The sequence below is a fragment of the Opitutaceae bacterium genome (assembly GCA_015075305.1).
Lineage (GTDB): Bacteria > Verrucomicrobiota > Verrucomicrobiia > Opitutales > Opitutaceae > UBA6669.
Window position 1 is genome coordinate 366,347 of the sequence record JABTUS010000005.1, and the last position, 18,254, is coordinate 384,600.

Sequence of the window (18,254 nt, forward strand, 5' to 3'; positions counted from 1 at the left end):
CGCAAGTCCATTTCCTTACATGAGCGCATCAACACCGCAAACCTTCGAATTCCAGGCAGAGATCAAACAGCTCCTGGATATCGTCATTCACTCCCTCTACACGGAAAAGGAGATCTTCATCCGTGAGCTGGTCTCAAACGCATCCGACGCCCTTGAGAAGATGCGCCACCTCAAGCTGACCGAGAAGGAGATATTCGAGGACAGCCGCGAACTCGAAATCAATATCACCACGGATGACAAGGCGAAGACCTTCACCATACAGGACTCCGGTCTTGGCATGACACGCGCGGAACTGGTCGAGAATCTCGGCACGATCGCACATTCCGGCTCAAAGGCGTTTCTGAAGTCACTCAGCGAATCCGGACAGAAAAACGCCAATCTCATAGGCCAGTTCGGCGTCGGCTTCTACTCCGCCTTCATGGTGGCGAAAAGCGTCAGGGTATACACGCACGCCTGGCGTCCCTCCGAGCCCGGTCACGTCTGGACCAGTGACGGCGCCGGCAGCTACTCGGTCGAACAGGCCGCCGATCAGAGCCGCGGCGTGAAGATCGTCATCGAGCTCAAGGACGACTGCGGCGAATTCAGCCAGGAACGGAAGGTGAAGGAAATCCTCGAACGCTACAGCGCTTTCGTCTCCTTTCCCATCAACCTCAATGGCAAGCGCATCAACACCGTCCAGGCCCTCTGGCTCCGCGGCAAGAACGAGATAAAGGACGAGGAGTACCTTGAATTCTACAAGTTCCAGGCGCACGCCTACGACGAGCCCCGCCTGCGCCTCCACTTCTCCGCTGATGCACCGCTGGCCATCAACGCACTGCTTTTCGTTCCAAAGGAAAACACCGAGAAACTTGGATTCTCGCGCCTCGAACCCTCCGTCTCCCTCTACTGCCGGAAGGTGCTGATCGACGCCAAACCCAAGGACCTGCTTCCGGAATGGCTGCGGTTCCTCAAGGGCGTCGTCGACAGCGAGGATCTCCCCCTGAACATCTCGCGCGAAACAATGCAGGACCGCGCGCTGATCGAGAAGTTGAACAAGGTCATCACCAATCGGTTCATCAAGTTCCTCGACGACGAGGCGAAGAACCGCCCGGACTCCTTCAACGAATTCCACAGCCATTTCGGCATCTTCCTCAAGGAGGGAGCCGCGCTGGACTACACGCACAAGGACCAATTGGTGAAGCTGCTGCGTTTTGAATCCTCACTCACCGAGAAGGGCAAAACCACGTCGCTCGCCGACTACGTCACAAGGATGCAGCCCGAGCAGAAGGAGATTTACTACCTGCTCGGTGCCAGCCGTGAAGCGCTGGAAAACGGCCCGTACCTCGAGGGATTCAAGGCCCGCAACCTCGAGGTGATTTTCTGCTACGAGCCCGTCGACGAATACGTGATGAACAATGTGCGCGAATTCGACGGGAAGAAGCTCGCCGCCGCCGACAACGCGGACGTCAAGCTCGCCGACCTTCCCAAGCCGCCGCAGGACGACGCGCTGCCCGGGGAGCAGGTCACCGCACTCACGGGCTGGCTCAAGGAAACCCTCGGCGAACGCGTCGCAGAGGTGAAATCAAGCGAGCGCCTCGTCGGTTCGCCTGCGCTCGCGCTCAACGCGGACAAGTTCATGTCTCCCCACATGCGCCGCATGATGAAGGCACTGAACAAGGAGGGCGGCGATTCACCGCTGCGCATCAACCTTGAAATCAACCCGAGGCACCCCGTGATCAAGCGCCTCGCGGCCACCCGCGAATCGAATCCGGAAAAAGCGAAACTCGTCGCCGAGCAGGTGCTCGACAATGCGCTGATCTCGGCGGGCCTGCTCGAGGACCCCACCACCATGGTGAACCGCCTCTACAAGCTGCTCGAAAGCGTCTAGCCCCGCGCATCCGCGGTCACGACGGAGCGTGCCCCTCCAGGTATTCTGAAATTTTCGCTGAGGACGCATGCATCCCCCCTCCGCTGGAGGGCATGCATCCCCCCTCCGCTGGAGGGCATGCATCCCCCCTCCGCACGAGGGGCATGCTTTGTCATGCCCAGGGGATCTTTCGTTCTGGTTTCAAGCCGTTCCACGGTTAGGATCGGCTGAAACCCATCATGGCAACGCGCACGCGGAGTACTTCCAGGCCGGCAGCCGCCCGCCTCAGTGAACAGGTCATTGAACCCGCATTGCATGCGCAGCGTGTGCGTCCGCTCACGCATTCCTCGAAGACCGCCTATTTCAACCGCGAGCTTTCCTGGCTGGCATTCAACCGCCGCGTGCTCGAGCAGGCCAGGAACCCGGACCACCCGCTCCTCGAACGCATACGTTTTCTCGCAATCGTCTCCTCGAATCTCGACGAGTTCTTCGAGATCCGGGTAGCCGGCCTGATCCAGCAGGTCGACTCCGGCGTGACCGAAACCAGCATCGACGGACTGTCCCCGCGCGAACAGCTGCGGCGCATCCATGCCGTCGTCGCCTCGCTCATCGAGGACCAGTACCTCTGCTGGCGGGAGGAACTGGTGCCCGCCCTTGCGTCCAAGGGCATTGAGTTCCGCAACCCACAGCAGCTCTCCGCCGCGGAGCTGACCTGGGTCAGGGACTACTTCCGCGATCAGATCTTCCCGGTCCTCACTCCGCTCGCCCTCGACCAGGCCCACCCGTTCCCCCAGGTCGGCAACAAGGCGCTCAATGTCATCGTCTCCCTCGACCAGCCGGAAACCCCCGAGATCGAGCACATGGTCGCCATCCTGCCCGTGCCGCGCATCCTCCCGCGCATCGTCCGCATCGCCACAGGCGCGGCAAGCGGGGCGAGCTACATCTTCCTCACCGACGTCATCAAGCTCTGCGCCGGGGAGTTTTTCCCCGGCTACGACGTCCATGGCGCCTGGGCCTTCCGTGTGACGCGAAACAGCGACCTCTACATCGACGAGGAGGAGTCCGCCAATCTGCTGAAGACGATCGAGGAGGAGCTTCGCAATCTGCGGCGCGGCGCGGCCGTGCGGCTCGAGATTGAGGACGGCGCCGCCGATCCGATCTTCAACACGCTCTGCAATCACCTCAAACTTTCCCACGAGTACGTCTTCCGGCTCAGCGGCCCGCTCAATCTTCTCCGCCTGATGAGCCTGGCCGAGCTCGAGCGCCCCGATCTGAAGTTTCCCCCCTTCACCCCGGTCGACATCTCGCCGCTCCAGATTCCCGAGCGGGTGTTCGAGGTCCTTCGCGGGCAGGATGTGCTGCTGCACCATCCGTACGACTCCTTTCAGCCGGTGGTCGATTTCATCGAGCAGGCCGCGCGCGATCCCAATGTCTTCGCCCTGAAGCAGACGCTCTACCGCACCAGCGGCGACTCCCCGATCGTGCGCGCCCTGATGGATGCATCGAGAAACGGCAAGCAGGTCACCGCCCTGGTCGAGCTCATGGCGCGCTTCGACGAGGCCAACAACATCCAGTGGGCGCGCCAGCTCGAGGAGGCCGGCGTGCACGTCGTGTACGGGCTCGTGGGACACAAGACCCACTGCAAATGCTCGCTCGTCGTGCGCCAGGAAGGGTCGATCATGCGGCGCTACGCGCATCTCGGCACGGGAAACTACAACCCGCGCACGGCGCGCCTCTACACGGACCTCAGCCTCTTCACGTCGCGCGCCGAGCTCACCGCCGACATCGCGAACCTCTTCAACTCCCTGACCGGCTTCAGCCGTTCTCCGTCGTTCGCTGAAATCCTCGCCGCCCCGTTCAACCTGCACCGCCGCATCAACGAACTGATCCTGCAGGAAGCGGAGAACGCGGGACGCGGGCAGCCGGCGCGCATCATCGCCAAGATGAACTCCCTCGTGGACAAGGTGACGATCGACAACCTTTACGCGGCGTCCGCAAAGGGCGTTTCGATCGATCTCATCGTCCGCGGAATCTGCTGCCTCGTGCCCGGCGTGAAGGGCCTCAGCGAGAACATCCGCGTCAGGAGCATCGTGGGCCGCTACCTCGAGCACGCCCGAGCCTTTTATTTCGAGAATGCCGGAGGCACCCCCCGGATCTTCGCCGGCAGCGCCGACTGGATGCCCCGCAACTTCTTCCGTCGCATTGAAGTGGTTTTTCCAATACACGATCCATCCCTGCGCCGCTGGGTGCGTGAGGAACTTCTGGAAACGGAACTCAAGGACAACGAATTCGCGCGTGTCCTCATGCAGGACGGCGGTTACGTCCCGGTCGCCACCGCACCGGGCGCCCCGTCGTTCTCCTCGCAGGCGTGGTTCATGGCCTCCGCCCTGCAGCGGGCCGCGCTCGCGGCCTCCACACCGAGCTGAGAATCCAACCCGCGGCGCCCGGCCGCTCTCGTCTTGCGCCTGCGCCAGCCGGATCGTTTCATCACGCCATGCTCGCCACCGTTGTCATCACCCTATTCGGCGCCGATCGCCCCGGTCTCGTGGAGGCCACTGCCGCGCGCGTCGCCGCCCATGGAGGGAACTGGCTCGAAAGCCGCCTGCTTCACCTGGGCGGACACTTCGCCGGCATCGTGCGCATCGAGGTTGATTCGACTCGTGTCGCCGAACTGCGTGAAGCGCTGCTCCACTCCGATTCTCTCGGCCTCACCGTCGTCGTCCATGACACCAGAGCGGAGGCCCCCTTGTCGCCCAGGAATCCGCCCGCCACGCTCGAAATCGTCGGCCACGACCGCCCCGGAATCATCCGCGCGGTTTCCCAGGCACTCGCCACACACCGGGTGAATGTTGAGGAACTGACAACCGAACGCACCTACGCACCCATGACCGGCGAGCCGATCTTCCAGGCTCGGGCCTCACTGACTTTTCCTCCGGGACTTGAACCAGCCACGGTTCGCAGCGAGCTTGAGAAGATCGCCGGGGACTTGATGGTCGACATTCATTTCCTGCCGAAATAGCCGCGCCTCCCACAAAATCGCGCGTTTTCAGCAAGATGCGCAACCGCTTCGGCTGTTTGCTGTCTGGTTTGGCTCAACCGACAGATCAGCCTTTCGCCGGCACCAGCGCATATCGATAAGCTTCCTGTTGATGGTAAGTATTTTATGATTTTCCTTACTTCGACGAAGCCATGCGTTTTGAGCTTGTGAATCTTCTGCCGCGCAGGTGACTAGTAGTCTCTTTGTTCCACGCATGCCTCCTTCATATCCGGATCCGGCCACGCTCCATAACTCACTTTTCCGCTCGCTCCGGCAAACCTTCATGGGAGCGCGACTTGCGCGGGGCGCGTTTGGCGCCATTCTCCTTGCGTGTCTCGTGGTCGGCACCGGCTTCTCCACAGCCCATGCACAGACCGCCCCGACATTGGTAAATACGCTGCGCGACTACACCACCGTGCTGGGAGGCAGCAACACATGGACCTTGGTGGCCAACGGCTCCTTTCCCATGAATTTCCAATGGCAGCGCCAGCCCGCGGGCCAGACCTCATGGGAAAACCTGTCGAACGGCAGCGAATACTCAGGCACGCAGACCGGCGTTTTTTCCGTCAATTATGCGCAGCAGATCATGAACGGTGACAAGTTCCGCTGCGTGGTCAGCAACACCAACGGCAGTGTCACCTCCAACACCGTCACGCTGACCGTCGCCCCCATGCCGCAGGCTCCATCGGTCCTCACGCAGCCCATCAGTCAGACAGTCTCCGTCGGCTATTCCGTGCTGCTGACGATCGATGTCGCGGGTGCTCCGACCCCCACCATCCAATGGTTCAAGGGCAGCAATGCAATCCCAGGGGCAACCGGGCCTTCGCTCTACATCCTGAGCCCCCAGCTCGACGACGCCGGCACCTACTATGCAGAACTTGTCAACTCGTCCGGGTCCATCTACAGCGCCGGAGCCACGCTGAATGTCATCGCGACGGTGCCCTCCGTGGGCAGCTATCCCATCACGACATTTGCAGGCAGTTCTATAGAGTCGGGCTCAGTCAACGGCGTCCGCACAAACGCCCGCTTCAACTCCCCCAATGGCATCGCCGTCGACTCCCTCGGAACGATCTTCGTGGCCGACGAAGGCAACCACGTCATCCGCAGCATCCTTCCTGACGGCACCGTATCCATTCTTGCCGGCTCCGCCGGCTTTGGCGGCGCCACCGATGGCAGCGCGCCCAATGCACGCTTCCGTTTTCCCAAGGGCGTTGCCATGGGCAATGCCGGTTTCGTGCTTGTCGCAGACACCTTCAATCACGCCATCCGGCGCGTCGCTCCGGACGGCACGGTTTCGACACTTGCCGGTTCACTTGGATCCAAGGGCACCGTGGACGGCACCGGCACTCAAGCCCGCTTCTCCGACCCCACGGGCATAGCGGTCGACTCGTCAGGCACGATCTACGTCACCGACCGCACCGCACACACCATCCGAAAAGTTACGTCCCAGGGCGTGGTCTCCACCTTCGCCGGACTCGCCAACAATCCGGGAAGCTCCGATGGCACCGGCAGCGCCGCGCGATTCGACAACCCCACAGGCATTGGCGTCGATGCGGCAGGCAACGTGTATGTTTCCGATACGTTCAACAGCACCATCCGCAAGATTACGCCTGCGGGAGTTGTCACAACCCTTGCGGGCGCGCCCACGCAGGTTGGCAGCACCGACGGCACAGCCACGCTCGCGCGGTTCCGCTTTCCGAACGGCATCGCCGTCGACGCAGCCGGCTTCGTCTATGTCGCCGATGGCAGCAATGCCGTGATCCGCAAGGTCAGCCCCTCCGGGGATGTCCTAACCATCTCCGGTCTGGCCGTGGTGCGTGGATCTGTCGACGGCACCGGCATCAACGCCCGATTCCAAACGCCGCTCGGCATCGCGGTCGCCGGCAACGGCGATCTCTGGATCACCGATGTCAACCTGACCAATTCAGCGGGCACCATTCGGAAGGGCACCCTGCTTTCGGCTCCCCAGCCCGTCCTCAACCCTGCCGGACGCACGATCACGGCGGGGCAGTCCGTCTCATTCAATGCCACCGCAACCGGCACCGCACCCATTTCGTACCAGTGGCAGCGCCTGCCGGCCGGTCAGACCAACTGGGTGAACCTGCTGAATGGCCTGGATATCACCGGCGTGCACACGACGACGCTCTCCATCAGCAATGCCTCGCTTGGGCTCAATCACGACCAGTTCCGCTTGGCATTCACCAACGGACAGGGAACCGCCTTCTCCCAACCAGCCCTGCTCACGGTGAATGCCCTGATTGTCCCCGCAGCGATCGCAACGCCCCCTACCAGCCAGACCGTGACCGTGGGCAATCCCGCAAGTTTCACGGTGAATGCCACCGGCACGGGTCCGCTGACCTACCGCTGGGAGGCTCTGCTGCCCGCAAGCAGCATTTGGATTGATGTCGCAGGTCAACCCCAGGTGTTCACCGGCGGCACCACGGCCACCGTCGGCATAACCTCGACCACGCCGGTGCAAAGCGGAACCCAGTTCCGAGTCACAGTTTCCAACAGCGCCGCCACCGTCACGAGCCAGACCGTCACCCTTACCGTTCTCGGCGTCCCATCGCGCCTGGCCAATCTCTCGATTCGCGGCCCCGCGGGCACGGGAGAAAAGACGCTGATTCTCGGTTTTGTCGCCACAGGAACAGGCTCGAAGAATCTCATCCTGCGTGTCGTCGGCCCAACGCTCGCGCCGCTCGGCGTCCCCGGCGCGATGCCGGATCCGACACTGACACTGTACAGCGGCACGAATCCGGTTTCCATTGCGACCAACAACGACTGGAGTGGCGACTCCGGATTCGTCGCGGCGATGCGAAATGTGGGCGCCTTCGACCTTCCGCTCAACTCAAAGGACGCCGCATTGCCGGCAGCCGTCACTTCGGGCTCCTACACCGTGCACGCCGCAGGTTACCAGGGATCGACCGGCGTCGTGCTCATCGAAGCCTACGACGCCGACGAGCTCACGGCGCCATCGCGGCTGATCAATTTCTCAGCGCGCAACCAGGTCGGCATTGGCGACAACATCCTCATCCTCGGCCTCGTGATCAAGGGCGACACTCCCAAGACGCTGCTCTTCCGCGGCATCGGACCGGGTCTCGCGGCATTCAACGTGCCCAATTTCCTCGTCGACCCCCGAATCCGCATCTATTCACAGGGAGGCGGCATCCTGGCGGAAAATGACAACTGGGGCAGTGTTCAGGCGACCGCGGACGCGATTGCCAAGGTGTCCGCGTTTCCCCTGGCAGCGGGCAGCCGCGACGCAGCGCTCGTCACCACGCTCTTTCCCGGATCATACACCGTGCATATTTCCGGTGTGCTGGACACCACCGGCGTTGCCTTGGGAGAAATCTACGAGATCCCGTAACCGCCGCAGGACGGGCGCAATTGTCGTCCAAAATTTCGGCTTCCGTTTTCCGGGGGGATACCTACCGTGTGCCCCTCATTCGTCCGGAGAGGTGGCAGAGTGGTCGATTGTACCTGACTCGAAATCAGGCGTGCCCGCAAGGGTACCGAGGGTTCGAATCCCTCCCTCTCCGCCATGCTTCGCTCTTCGAGCTTCGCATGGCACGGCCATCTTCGCATGCGGAAAATCACATTTGCCCCTCCTTCAACAGAGCGAAGCATGCCCTGCGTAGCCTCGGCGTAGCAGGGCGGCTCGTGGAATGCAGTCATGCACTACGTGTACCTGATGGAAAGCACCGGAGTGCCCAGTTCGTCGGTCCGCCCCAGTCCCAACCGCGCCCATGAAGTCACCCCCGGGCAACCCAATGCTGCAGGATTTCCCATATCCAGTTCGACGATAGCCCCAACGGGGCGCACAAAGACAGCCCGGGGCACGCGCCCCGGGGATTCAATCCCCATCAAGAAGCCGAGCCCTGAAGGGGCGACCCAACCCGCCTTGGCGACTGCGTTGTGGATCGCCCCTTCAGGGCTCAATGTCGCATTTCCAATCAATACCCATGGCTTTGCCATGGGCTGCAGTAAGCTGCGCCTTCAGCGCGCATTCCCCCACCCACCCCCTTCGCTGCTTTGCGCCTTCGCGTTTGATTCCTCTGGCGCGTTTCTCGGGCTGACTGCGCCTACTTCCGCTCGCGGATCAGGCGGCTCAGATCGATCCGGTGCGCCTGCGGTATGCCGTCGACAGGCATGTTGAAATACACCGCTTTCCCGTCCCGAGAAAATGCCGGATTCATGTGGGTTCCGTTTCTCCAGATGGGCCCGGCGTGCACGTTCACGAGCACAGCCAGCGGCTCAATGATTCCTGTCCGATAGAGCCGCATCACCACGGGATCAGTTTCGTAGATGGTCTCCGAAACCAGATGCTTCCGATCAGGTGAGATTCCCATGTGATTCCCGGGCCCGGTCAGCGTTTGAATGTACTTGCCGTCCCGGTCCCAGCGCACCGCCTTCAACTGGTCGGCACCGCCTCCCCGGAGATGCCCGAAAATGGTCGAATCGTCATACCACTGCTGGTGAAGCGGCTTCACCTTGGTCCCAAACGGCCTGACGTCCGAACCGTCGATCCTGCATGTGACAAGATTCTCAAGCCCCTTCCCCGTATCCAGACGGATGCTGATGTAGTTCCCCTCAGTGCTGAGCTGCGCATGGGCAATCATCCAGTCAGCCGGCGCGTCGCTGCTCTTGAGCCGATCCTTGAGCGACCCCAAATCCCTCTCAAGATCCACGACCTGCTTCACCGTCCCCGCGTGATAGAGATAGAGTCCGCTTCGCCCAAGGCTGCTTCCATTCGGGTACTTCTTCTTGTCCACGATCAGGAGCACGGATTCGTTGGGGGTGTCACCGTGACCCACTGAAGCCTCCATGGGCCCGAACACCAGGTCGCCATTGCTTCGAATTACGTAGGTTCCATAGCACCCCTTCTCAGGGAGATAGTCCATGTAGGCCAGCGTGTCGCCATCCAGCCAGATCTGCATCGCTCCATCATGCCAGCGCGTTCTCGTGATATCCCTGAGTCTGACCGGATTCTTCAGATCGGCATTGCACAGGTAGAGCCCGCCCTTCGAGTAGCCGGCCTTTGAAGAAGGCCCCTTCGTCTTCGGCGGATTCCATTCAAAGGCGACAAAAACGATCCTGCGTCCATCGGGACTCTCCGGACTCGTGCCGAAGGCGCCAATTTCGGTGGCAAGTTCCGGAAGGGACGCGACCCTCTGATAAACCACGCCCGGCGTCACCTCTGGCCCCGACCCAGAAGCTGTGGCGGCGGCGAACGACGACGCAACAAAGGCCGTTGGCAAGCCGACGAACAGCAGGCCACGCACGATTCGCCGCAGGGAGGAGAAACACGACTTCATAGGGATGCCCGGCAGGAATCCACGACAATCAATGCCACGCAACAGTTTCATGGATTGATCTGTAAAGTGATGGAGGCGTTCGCCCTCCGCGACCGCCGCTGCTCCGCATGAAATCCCTCCTTCCCATTGCATCTCACTCCTCCACTCCACCACCCCTTCGCGTCCCCGCGCCTTCGCGTTTAACCCTCCGGCGCCTTTTCGCGGCGCACGTCCCCAGGTCCCGACGGAGCGTGTCCCTCCATTCGGAAGAACAACCCCCTGACCGCCGACCTCCTGGCATTCACGCTCTGAATCCGGATCGCATCCGCGCAATCCGTGGTCAATGTCCGTGGTTTTCCCCTCCGTGGTTCAAATCAGCTTTGCCGCGACGCTGACCAGACGCCTTGCCTGATGGCTGATCGCCGCCTTCACATCGTCGGTGAACGGTGCTCCCTGCGTGTGGCTGTACCCATACGGATTGCCTCCAACCTTGAAAATGACGGGGTCCGTGTAGCCCGGTGCGACCACGATTCCGCCCCAGTGGCAGACCGTCGCATAAAACGACAGGATCGTCGCCTCCTGGCCGCCGTGCGCGTTTTGCGCTGATGCCATGGCCGAGACCGCCTTGTTGGCCAGCCCACCCTTCGCCCAGGTTCCTCCGAGTGTGTCAATAAACGCACGCATCTGTCCGGCCATCACCCCAAAGCGGGTCGGGGCGGAAAAGAGAAAGGCATTCGCCCACTCCATGTCCGCCGCTGTCGCCACAGGAATGTGAGCGGCCCGATCGGCCTGCGCCTTCCACCCCTCCTGTCGCGCCACGACCTCCGCGGAAACAGTCTCGGCAGCCTTCAACAGGCGCACCTCCGCGCCCGCAGCTTTCGCCGCCTCAGCGGCGATCGAGGCCATCTGGAAATTGGTGCCGTAGGTGGAATAGTAGATGACTGCAAGTTTTACGCTCATGGAATGGAATCGTGATAGGCTTCATCGATAGCGTGCCAACCCAAAAAATGCAAACCGCGCAGCGGGATATCAGTAGCGCCTGATCACAGGCATCAGACAACCGTCTGCCGCCCCTCCGTTGGAGGGGCATGCTTTGTCATGCCCAGGGTTCGCCCACAGCTCCACGCCGCCAGTTCAATTCCTCCTCGACTCATTCCGCTCCCTCTCCTCCGCGATCTCGGCGACTCCGCGTGAAATTCTTCCGACCTATTCCTTCTCACCGCTTCGCGTCCTCGCGCCTTCGCGTTTAACCTTCCGGCGCCGTTTCGCAACACACGTCCCCAGGTCACGACGGAGCGTGCCCCTCCAGTCGGAATAAAAACATCCAAACTTCCTCTCTTCTCCGCGTGCTCCGCGACTCCGCGTGAGCATCTTCCTTCCGATTCAATCCCTCACCCCTTCGCGTCCTCGCGCCTTCGCGTTTAATCTCTCCGTCACCTTTGCGCAACGCACGTCCCACGGGTTCAAGGTTGCGCGCCAGTCCAACATGAGATCAATACCCACGCTTGTGAGCCGCTCAAACCATCTTCCAAACCGCACCACCCCTGCTTGATCGGCGCAACCCCATGACATTCCGCCTTTCCTCAACGGGGCTAGAAACCAACGCCAGCAGCCCAATGCACGATCTCGCTCGCTTCGCCGATAGCGTGCTGCGCGGCCTGGGCCAGGTGATGTTCCAGAACAACAGCTTCACCGGCCTGCTGTTTCTGGCCGGCATCGCCTGGAACTCCCTCCTGCTCGCCATCGGCGCCCTTTTCGGAACCGTCATCGCAACACTGACCGCACTCTCCCTCGGCGCGGACCGCACCGCGGTGCGCACCGGGCTGTTCGGTTTCAACGGTGCTCTGACAGCCATCGCCCTGCTGTTCTTTCTTGAGGCAGAAGCGCTCACCTGGGCCTGCATCATTCTTGCCTCGGCTTGCTCGACAATTCTGATGGCCGCCATGATGGCCGCCTTCCGCAACTGGAATCTGCCTGCGCTGACCGCTCCCTTCGTCTTCACAACGCTCGTCTTTCTTCTCGCCGCAGTGCAGTTTGGCGGCCTGCACCCCACCGATCAACTGCCCATGGCCGGGCTCCCAAACCTGACCAGCATCGAGGGCGTCGTGACACTCACAACCTTCGGCAAGGGTGTGCTCAACGGCATCGCCCAGGTCTTCTTTCAGGAAAATCCCGTCACCGGCTTGTGCTTCCTGGCAGGCCTGGTCGTCGCCTCGCGCCTCGCATGCCTCGCCGCATTGATCGGTTCACTCGCCGGACTGCCGGTCTCGTGGGGCATGGGCGCTGCCGAGCCGGCGCTGCGGGCCGGCGTGTTCGGCTTCAACAGCGTTCTGACCGGCATCGCGCTCGCGAGTGTTTTCCTGAAGCCGGGAACGCCGTCCCTTGTCTACGCCCTGCTCGGCGCGATCGTCACGCCCTTCGTCGCAGCCGCGTGCGCCGCCGCGCTTCTGCCGCTCGGTTTGCCCGCCATGACACTCCCCTTCGTGCTCACCACCTGGGTTTTCCTTTTCGCAAGCCGCGAGTTTCGCCCGCTGGCACCCTAGTTTTTCCCCCTACACCCTGCCGTAGGCCGACAGGCCATGGGCGTCGAGGACCTGGATCTGCGAGCCCTTGACCTGGATCAGCCCTTCCCGGCGGAATCGCGCGAAGGTGCGCGACAGCGTTTCGCTCGTCACGCCGAGCTGTCCCGCCAGGACTCTTTTCGGGACGTTCAATTGAATGCTCACGGGACACCCCAGCGCAACGGCCGGCGACTGCCGCATCAGCCACTCCGCCAGGCGGTGTTCGATCTGGCTTCCTTTCAAATCCAGCAGCGTCTGGACGAGATGCTTCAGGTGCAGGCTGATCGCCCCCAGCATGTGCAGCGACAGGTCGGGCTGACGGCGGATCAGCTCGCGAAACCTGACCTTGTTCACTACTATCACCTGGCTCGGCTCCAGCGCGATGCCATTGGCCGGATACGTGTCCACCGTGGCCAGCGTAACCTCCGCAAAACTCTCCGGAGGCCGGAAAACACAGATGATCTGTTCGCGGCGATCCGGCGCGAGCTTGTAGATGCTCACCGCACCGGTCTGCATGACATAAAATCCCTCCGACATCTCGCCCTCCCGGAAAAGCATCTCCCCGCGCTGCAGGCTGCGCACAAAACACCCCTCGGCGACCGCCGCGAGATCACCGGAAGACAGAGAGGAGAACAACTGGCTCTGGCGAAGCGTCGCGCGGATCGCGGTGAGGCGCATCGATCCCTGGGTTTCCATTGTCGACTGCAGCTCCATGATCAACAAGGGAACGCGCAGCGTTCACCATGGCAAGCCGGCGAGCCGGCCATTTCATGGCCGCGTGATTCGCCGGCTCACCGCCTCGCCCTCACAGGTTCTCGTCCTGCCCCGCGGGCACGGGCTCAGTCCGGTTCGCCGGGAGGTGATGCGGCAGCACGAGATAATAGTTCATCAGCCAGAAGCTCCGGGAGTGGCGGTAAAAGAGAACGGGGAAAAGGATTGCGCCGACCCCCGCGACAATCGACGCGGTGCGGCCGGATAATATCGCATTCAGATACAATACCAGCACCGGCACCAGGAAGCAGACGACCGTCACGCCGTAGTTGAGCGACATCGCGCCGAGGAATCCGCCCTCGTCGCGCTCGAGCCGGAGCCCGCAGTGCGGGCAGCTTCGATTGAGCGTGAACCACGCCCCCTTCTTGAAGAGCTCCGGTTCCCCGCAGTTCGGGCAGCGCAGGCTCAGGCCGCGCTGGATGATTTGAAGCCTTGAAACGCTCATGCTGATGAAAAAGCAAAAGACGCCTTTCCAAAAAGGAAAGGCGTCTTTGAGAGTCCTGATCGGCGTCAAGCGCCGCGACACGCAGGCCGGGCGGCTCGCCGCGACTCGCTCAGGCGCCGAGCTGATAGCGCACGAAGCGGCGGATCTGGATGTTCTCCCCGGTCTTCGCGATCTTCTCGGTGATGAGCTCCTTGACCGACTTCTCGGGGAGCTTCACGAACGGCTGGTCCATGAGAACGACATTGGCGTAGAACTTCTCCAACTTGCCCTCGACGATCTTCTGGACCGCCGCCGGCGGCTTGCCTGCGACCTGCGCCGATGCGATGTCGCGCTCGGCGGCTAGATCCGCCTCGGGAACCTGGTCGCGCGTCACATACAGCGGGCTGGCCGCCGCGATGTGGAGACAAAGGTCCTTCACGAAGGCGCGGAACTCGTCGTTGCGCGCCACGAAGTCCGTCTCGCAGTTCACCTCGATCATGACGCCCACCTTGCCGCCAAGATGGATGTAGCTCTCGATGACACCCTCCTTGGCCGTGCGGTCCGCCTTCTTGGCGGCCGAGGCGGCGCCCTTCTTGCGGAGGATGGTGATGGCCTCCTCGACGTTGCCGTTGGCGTCGACGAGTGCGCGTTTGCAATCCATGAGACCGGCGCCCGTCTGGGCGCGCAGGTCATTGACCATTTGGGCGGAGATGACAGTGCTCATTCTGAAAAGGGAAAAATGATGGTGCGTTGACCGCCCCCCTCGCAGACGAGGGGTGTGCGACGATCGGGAATGCCGCGCTGCGCGACGCCTATTCGCTGCGCGGCGCGGCGATCTTCTTGCGCGGAGCCGCGGACTTCTTCTTGGGCGCGGCAGCGGCGACCTCGCCGTCACCCTCCATATCGGCGGCGATCGAGGCCGTCTGCGAATCCTCGGAAAGGTCTTCTTCAGCGGTGGCGACAGCGGCAGTCGCACCGGTGGCGGCGGCGACAGCGGCGGTGGCCTGCTTGAGATCGGCGACGCCGCGCGCCTGACGGCGGGAGTCGCGCTGGGCCAGACCGCTCTGCACGGCGGCGACGACCGCATCGATCATGATGCGGATCGACTTCACCGCGTCGTCATTGCCCGGGATCGGATACTTGACCGTTGTTGGATCGGAGTTCGTGTCGACGAGGGCGACGGCGGGGATGCCGCAGCGCTTCGCTTCCGCGACGGCGATGGCCTCGTGGTTGACGTCGATGACAAACAGCGCCGCGGGCAGGTCGCCCATGTCCACGATGCCGGCGAAGTTGCGCTGCATGCGCGCCATTTCACGACGGATGGCGGACTCCTCCTTGCGGGAGAATTTTCCGAGCTCGCCGGAGGTGTCCATCTGCTGGAACTTCTTGTACTTGGCGATCGATCGCTTGACCGTTTCGTAATTGGTGAGCGTGCCGCCCAGCCAGCGGTCGACGCAGAAAGGCATGCTGGTCGCATTGGCAGCCTCGCGCACGATGTCCTTGGCCTGGCGCTTGGTGCCGACGAACAGCACATTGCCGCCATTGGCGACGGTGTCCTCGAGAAAGGCGCAGGCCTTTTCAAGGGCCGTGTGCGTCTTGCCAAGATCGATGATGGTGATCCCCTGGCGGTGATCGAAAATATACGGCCTGGAACGCGGGTTCCAGCGCTTGGTTTGGTGTCCGAAGTGGACGCCTGCGTCGAGAAGGTCTTTGACCGAGATGCTGATGCTCATGGAAGTTGATCTATGTATCTATCTGAATGAATAACTGGCTAACTGACGTTGAACGAACGACTGACAGCGACACACAGGCCGGCCAGAAGGGCCGCCTTGCGATCGAGGTTGAAGGTTGAAGAGGATGGTAAGGAACCGCTGACTACCGCCTCCCGAGAGGCGGAAAAGGTCGAAAACACACTCTCGGCGCGCCACTGGCAAGCGGGAATTCGGGATTTGTGACAAAAGGCCATTGACAAGCCGCCATTCGCCAGCACGTTCTCGCCTCCCATTTGTTGCAGGGTGGAGCAGCCTGGTAGCTCGTCAGGCTCATAACCTGAAGGTCGCTGGTTCAAATCCAGCCCCTGCACCCAATTTCAAGCCCTCCCACTGCTCGGGAGGGCCTTTTTGTTGAGACAGTTACGCGCTTCCGGATAAAAAGAACTGCCCGTGTGCGTTCACCAGGACCACACCGCCCACACTTACCAGCGCGTGGAGGAGTTCCGGATCAAACCACACGAGTTCCGAAACCTCCCTGATCATACAGCCGTCGTGCGTCATTGCACGAACGGCTACCGGAAGGTTAGCCTTCGTCCCAACTGATGCCCCACACATCTAATACCCGAACCCCACGGCTGTCTGATCAGAACCCGTTGATTTCCAACTGGATACTTGTATCGATAGTATGGTTCGTTGTATCGAATTTTGCAAATAGCTCTGGCAGAGAGACTTTCTCCAAGGCGGCAATCGAGATAATTTGCAAAACTTGATGTAGGGTGCCGGGCAGAGCGTTTTCGCGTTTGGCGATGGCCACCAGCAGGTGGGCGCACAGGGCCGTCCAGATTTGCACGCGCACGCCGTTTGGATCGGTGCTGAAGAAGCCGCGCAGCCGCAAGTGCTGTTTGATCCAGCGAAAGAACAGCTCGATTTTCCAGCGATGTTTGTAGATGAGCGCCACAGTGAGCGGATCGAGCGCAAACTGATTGGTCAGGAAGATGAGCCGCAATTTGGTTTCGGGATCGATATAGCTGATGCGCCTCAACGCTTCTGGATAGCAGCGTCGGCCCTTCGAGGAGTTGAGTCGGATGGTTTGATCGCAACGCAAGCCGGTGGTCGGTGCGACCGGTCGCGACGAGGCCACGTAGTAGCAGGTGTTGGTCTTGAGGCGGGTGACGAAGAAAGCACCCATCGCGTGCAGCCGGTGCAGGCGCGCAAAATCGAGATATCCACGATCCATCACGTAATAGGCACCAGGACAGACCGGGATCTCGTCGAGCGAGGCGACTTCGTGCCGGTCGCCCTCGTGCAAGCTGGCAAAGGCGGGCAGATCGGCCCGCAAATCCAGCAACACGTTGAGCTTCACCGCCGCCTGCGTGCCCTGCCAGCGGGCCCAAGGAAACAGCGCAAGGCTCAGCTCGATCAACGTCGCATCCAACGCGAACAGATCGGCGTCCAAGTCGAGCGGCGTTGGATCGCCCGCATACATCCGTCGCGCCCGGCGCATCAACACTCCCGCCACTTCGGCGAACAGGCGCCAGTCGCGATGCTCGTTCGCGTAAGCCAGATTGCAGCGTTTCACCGTGCCGCGAATTCCGGCATGATAAAGCAACCCTCGACGCGCATTCAAACAGACCTCGATGTCGCGCAGGCTCTCGCGATAGGTGAGCTGTGCGAAGACCATCGTGGCAAAGTGATCGTAAGCGGAAAGCGCCGGAGTGTCGCGACGCATTGGATATCGCGAGGAGCAACGCGAAAACTCTTTCCCGCTGATGCCTGCGAGCACTTGGGCCAGAGCGTTATTGGCGATGCGTGCGCCCGGCCCGACGATTCTGCGCAGGAACTGGGCATGACCAGCGCTGTTTGCGGCGTCGGCGGTCACCTCGTGACGACGGCTCATGGGAGAGCCTGAGATACCGAAGCTGATTGTGCCGGTCACGGCGTTGCCCATGGGGTCGATCGGTGCGGGCAGTTCCAGTTCGAGCTCGGGAGCGCGGGTCAGATGCAAGGCTGGCCTCGGGCAGTCGCCGTGCGCTGTTCGGAGGAGATCTACGATGTAGCCGCCGAGTAGGCCCTGAGCTGGTGGCGCTCTCGATGGCGTGCGAGGGCTTCGGCGCCAGTAGGGGGGATCAGTTCGACGACGGATGAAGGTGATGGCCGGCATCCGCGCGCCGCCCACAAGCGCACGATGATACGGTCCGGCTGGAGCCAGTTCGAGGAATCGAATCAGCAGCTGCCGCTGGCGCCGGATTTCAGTCCCAGTTCGCGCATTACGATCGGGTTCTGCTGTCCAGCCTCCGCCGAAACGGCGGACAGCCCACACCAGGCTGTGCCGGCGTACAGCCGCACCAGTTCGCTGAAAGCTGCGCGGTCAGCAGCGCCCCGCATGTCTTGGAGGAACTGAGTAGCGGTTGTGTCGATCGTGACGCGGAAGCGCGGAAGCGCACGGTGCGTGTCTGGACCGCGTAGGTTGGGGCTGAGCGCTAGTGCACGCGCCCTCCGCCAGCCGGTCGAGCGGGCGGATTCTCACCGTGCTCGCGCACGTTGACACCGTCAAGAGCCAGCTTCACGGTCGGATTGAGTCTGGCAACCGCGTGATCGCGCGTCTCGAA

Annotated in this window: 12 protein-coding genes and 2 tRNA genes; 7 read left to right on the top strand and 7 right to left on the bottom strand. The window is 61.9% G+C overall.

Annotated elements, in window-relative coordinates; translation table 11 throughout:
* Positions 1–19: 19 nt before the first annotated feature.
* The 5 genes from htpG to HS122_12140 all read left to right on the top strand — a co-directional run bounded on the left by htpG (position 20) and on the right by HS122_12140 (position 8,425).
* Positions 20–1,867: a molecular chaperone HtpG gene (gene htpG, locus HS122_12120; GenBank protein ID MBE7539147.1), complete on the top strand. Its 1,848-nt coding sequence runs from the start codon at positions 20–22 to the stop codon at positions 1,865–1,867.
* A gap of 218 nt (positions 1,868–2,085) precedes the next feature.
* Entirely contained in the window at positions 2,086–4,272 is a 2,187-nt protein-coding gene (gene ppk1, locus HS122_12125; GenBank protein ID MBE7539148.1) for a polyphosphate kinase 1, read from the top strand.
* Positions 4,273–4,340: 68 nt separating this feature from the next.
* Positions 4,341–4,865 (top strand): ACT domain-containing protein, encoded by a 525-nt coding sequence (locus tag HS122_12130; protein MBE7539149.1) that lies wholly within the window; start codon positions 4,341–4,343, stop codon positions 4,863–4,865.
* A 232-nt stretch (positions 4,866–5,097) separates the two neighbouring features.
* On the top strand, positions 5,098–8,250 hold the full coding sequence (locus HS122_12135; GenBank protein ID MBE7539150.1) for an immunoglobulin domain-containing protein: 3,153 nt from the start codon (positions 5,098–5,100) through the stop codon (positions 8,248–8,250).
* 85 nt (positions 8,251–8,335) lie between these two features.
* Positions 8,336–8,425: transfer RNA gene (locus HS122_12140), tRNA-Ser, on the top strand.
* A 540-nt stretch (positions 8,426–8,965) separates the two neighbouring features.
* Here the strand turns inward: HS122_12140 and HS122_12145 are convergent.
* Positions 8,966–10,249, bottom strand: coding sequence for a hypothetical protein (locus HS122_12145; GenBank protein MBE7539151.1), 1,284 nt, complete (start codon positions 10,247–10,249; stop codon positions 8,966–8,968).
* 297 nt (positions 10,250–10,546) lie between these two features.
* Positions 10,547–11,137, bottom strand: coding sequence for an NAD(P)H:quinone oxidoreductase (gene wrbA, locus HS122_12150; GenBank protein ID MBE7539152.1), 591 nt, complete (start codon positions 11,135–11,137; stop codon positions 10,547–10,549).
* A gap of 605 nt (positions 11,138–11,742) precedes the next feature.
* Here wrbA and yut point away from each other — a divergent pair.
* Positions 11,743–12,720 (top strand): urea transporter, encoded by a 978-nt coding sequence (gene yut / locus HS122_12155; GenBank protein MBE7539153.1) that lies wholly within the window; start codon positions 11,743–11,745, stop codon positions 12,718–12,720.
* A gap of 9 nt (positions 12,721–12,729) precedes the next feature.
* Here yut and HS122_12160 read toward each other — a convergent pair whose 3' ends face one another.
* The 4 genes from HS122_12160 to rpsB form a co-directional block, all read right to left on the bottom strand.
* Positions 12,730–13,452: a Crp/Fnr family transcriptional regulator gene (locus tag HS122_12160; protein MBE7539154.1), complete on the bottom strand. Its 723-nt coding sequence runs from the start codon at positions 13,450–13,452 to the stop codon at positions 12,730–12,732.
* 91 nt (positions 13,453–13,543) lie between these two features.
* Positions 13,544–13,954 carry a DUF983 domain-containing protein gene (locus HS122_12165; protein MBE7539155.1) on the bottom strand — a complete coding sequence of 137 codons (411 nt, stop codon included), beginning with the start codon at positions 13,952–13,954 and terminating at the stop codon, positions 13,544–13,546.
* 109 nt (positions 13,955–14,063) lie between these two features.
* Entirely contained in the window at positions 14,064–14,633 is a 570-nt protein-coding gene (gene tsf, locus HS122_12170) for a translation elongation factor Ts (GenBank protein MBE7539156.1), read from the bottom strand.
* A gap of 112 nt (positions 14,634–14,745) precedes the next feature.
* Positions 14,746–15,660 (bottom strand): 30S ribosomal protein S2, encoded by a 915-nt coding sequence (rpsB, locus tag HS122_12175; GenBank protein ID MBE7539157.1) that lies wholly within the window; start codon positions 15,658–15,660, stop codon positions 14,746–14,748.
* A gap of 282 nt (positions 15,661–15,942) precedes the next feature.
* Here rpsB and HS122_12180 point away from each other — a divergent pair.
* Positions 15,943–16,019: transfer RNA gene (locus HS122_12180), tRNA-Met, on the top strand.
* 269 nt (positions 16,020–16,288) lie between these two features.
* Here the strand turns inward: HS122_12180 and HS122_12185 are convergent.
* Positions 16,289–17,650 (bottom strand): IS4 family transposase, encoded by a 1,362-nt coding sequence (locus HS122_12185; GenBank protein ID MBE7539158.1) that lies wholly within the window; start codon positions 17,648–17,650, stop codon positions 16,289–16,291.
* Positions 17,651–18,254 lie beyond the last annotated feature (604 nt).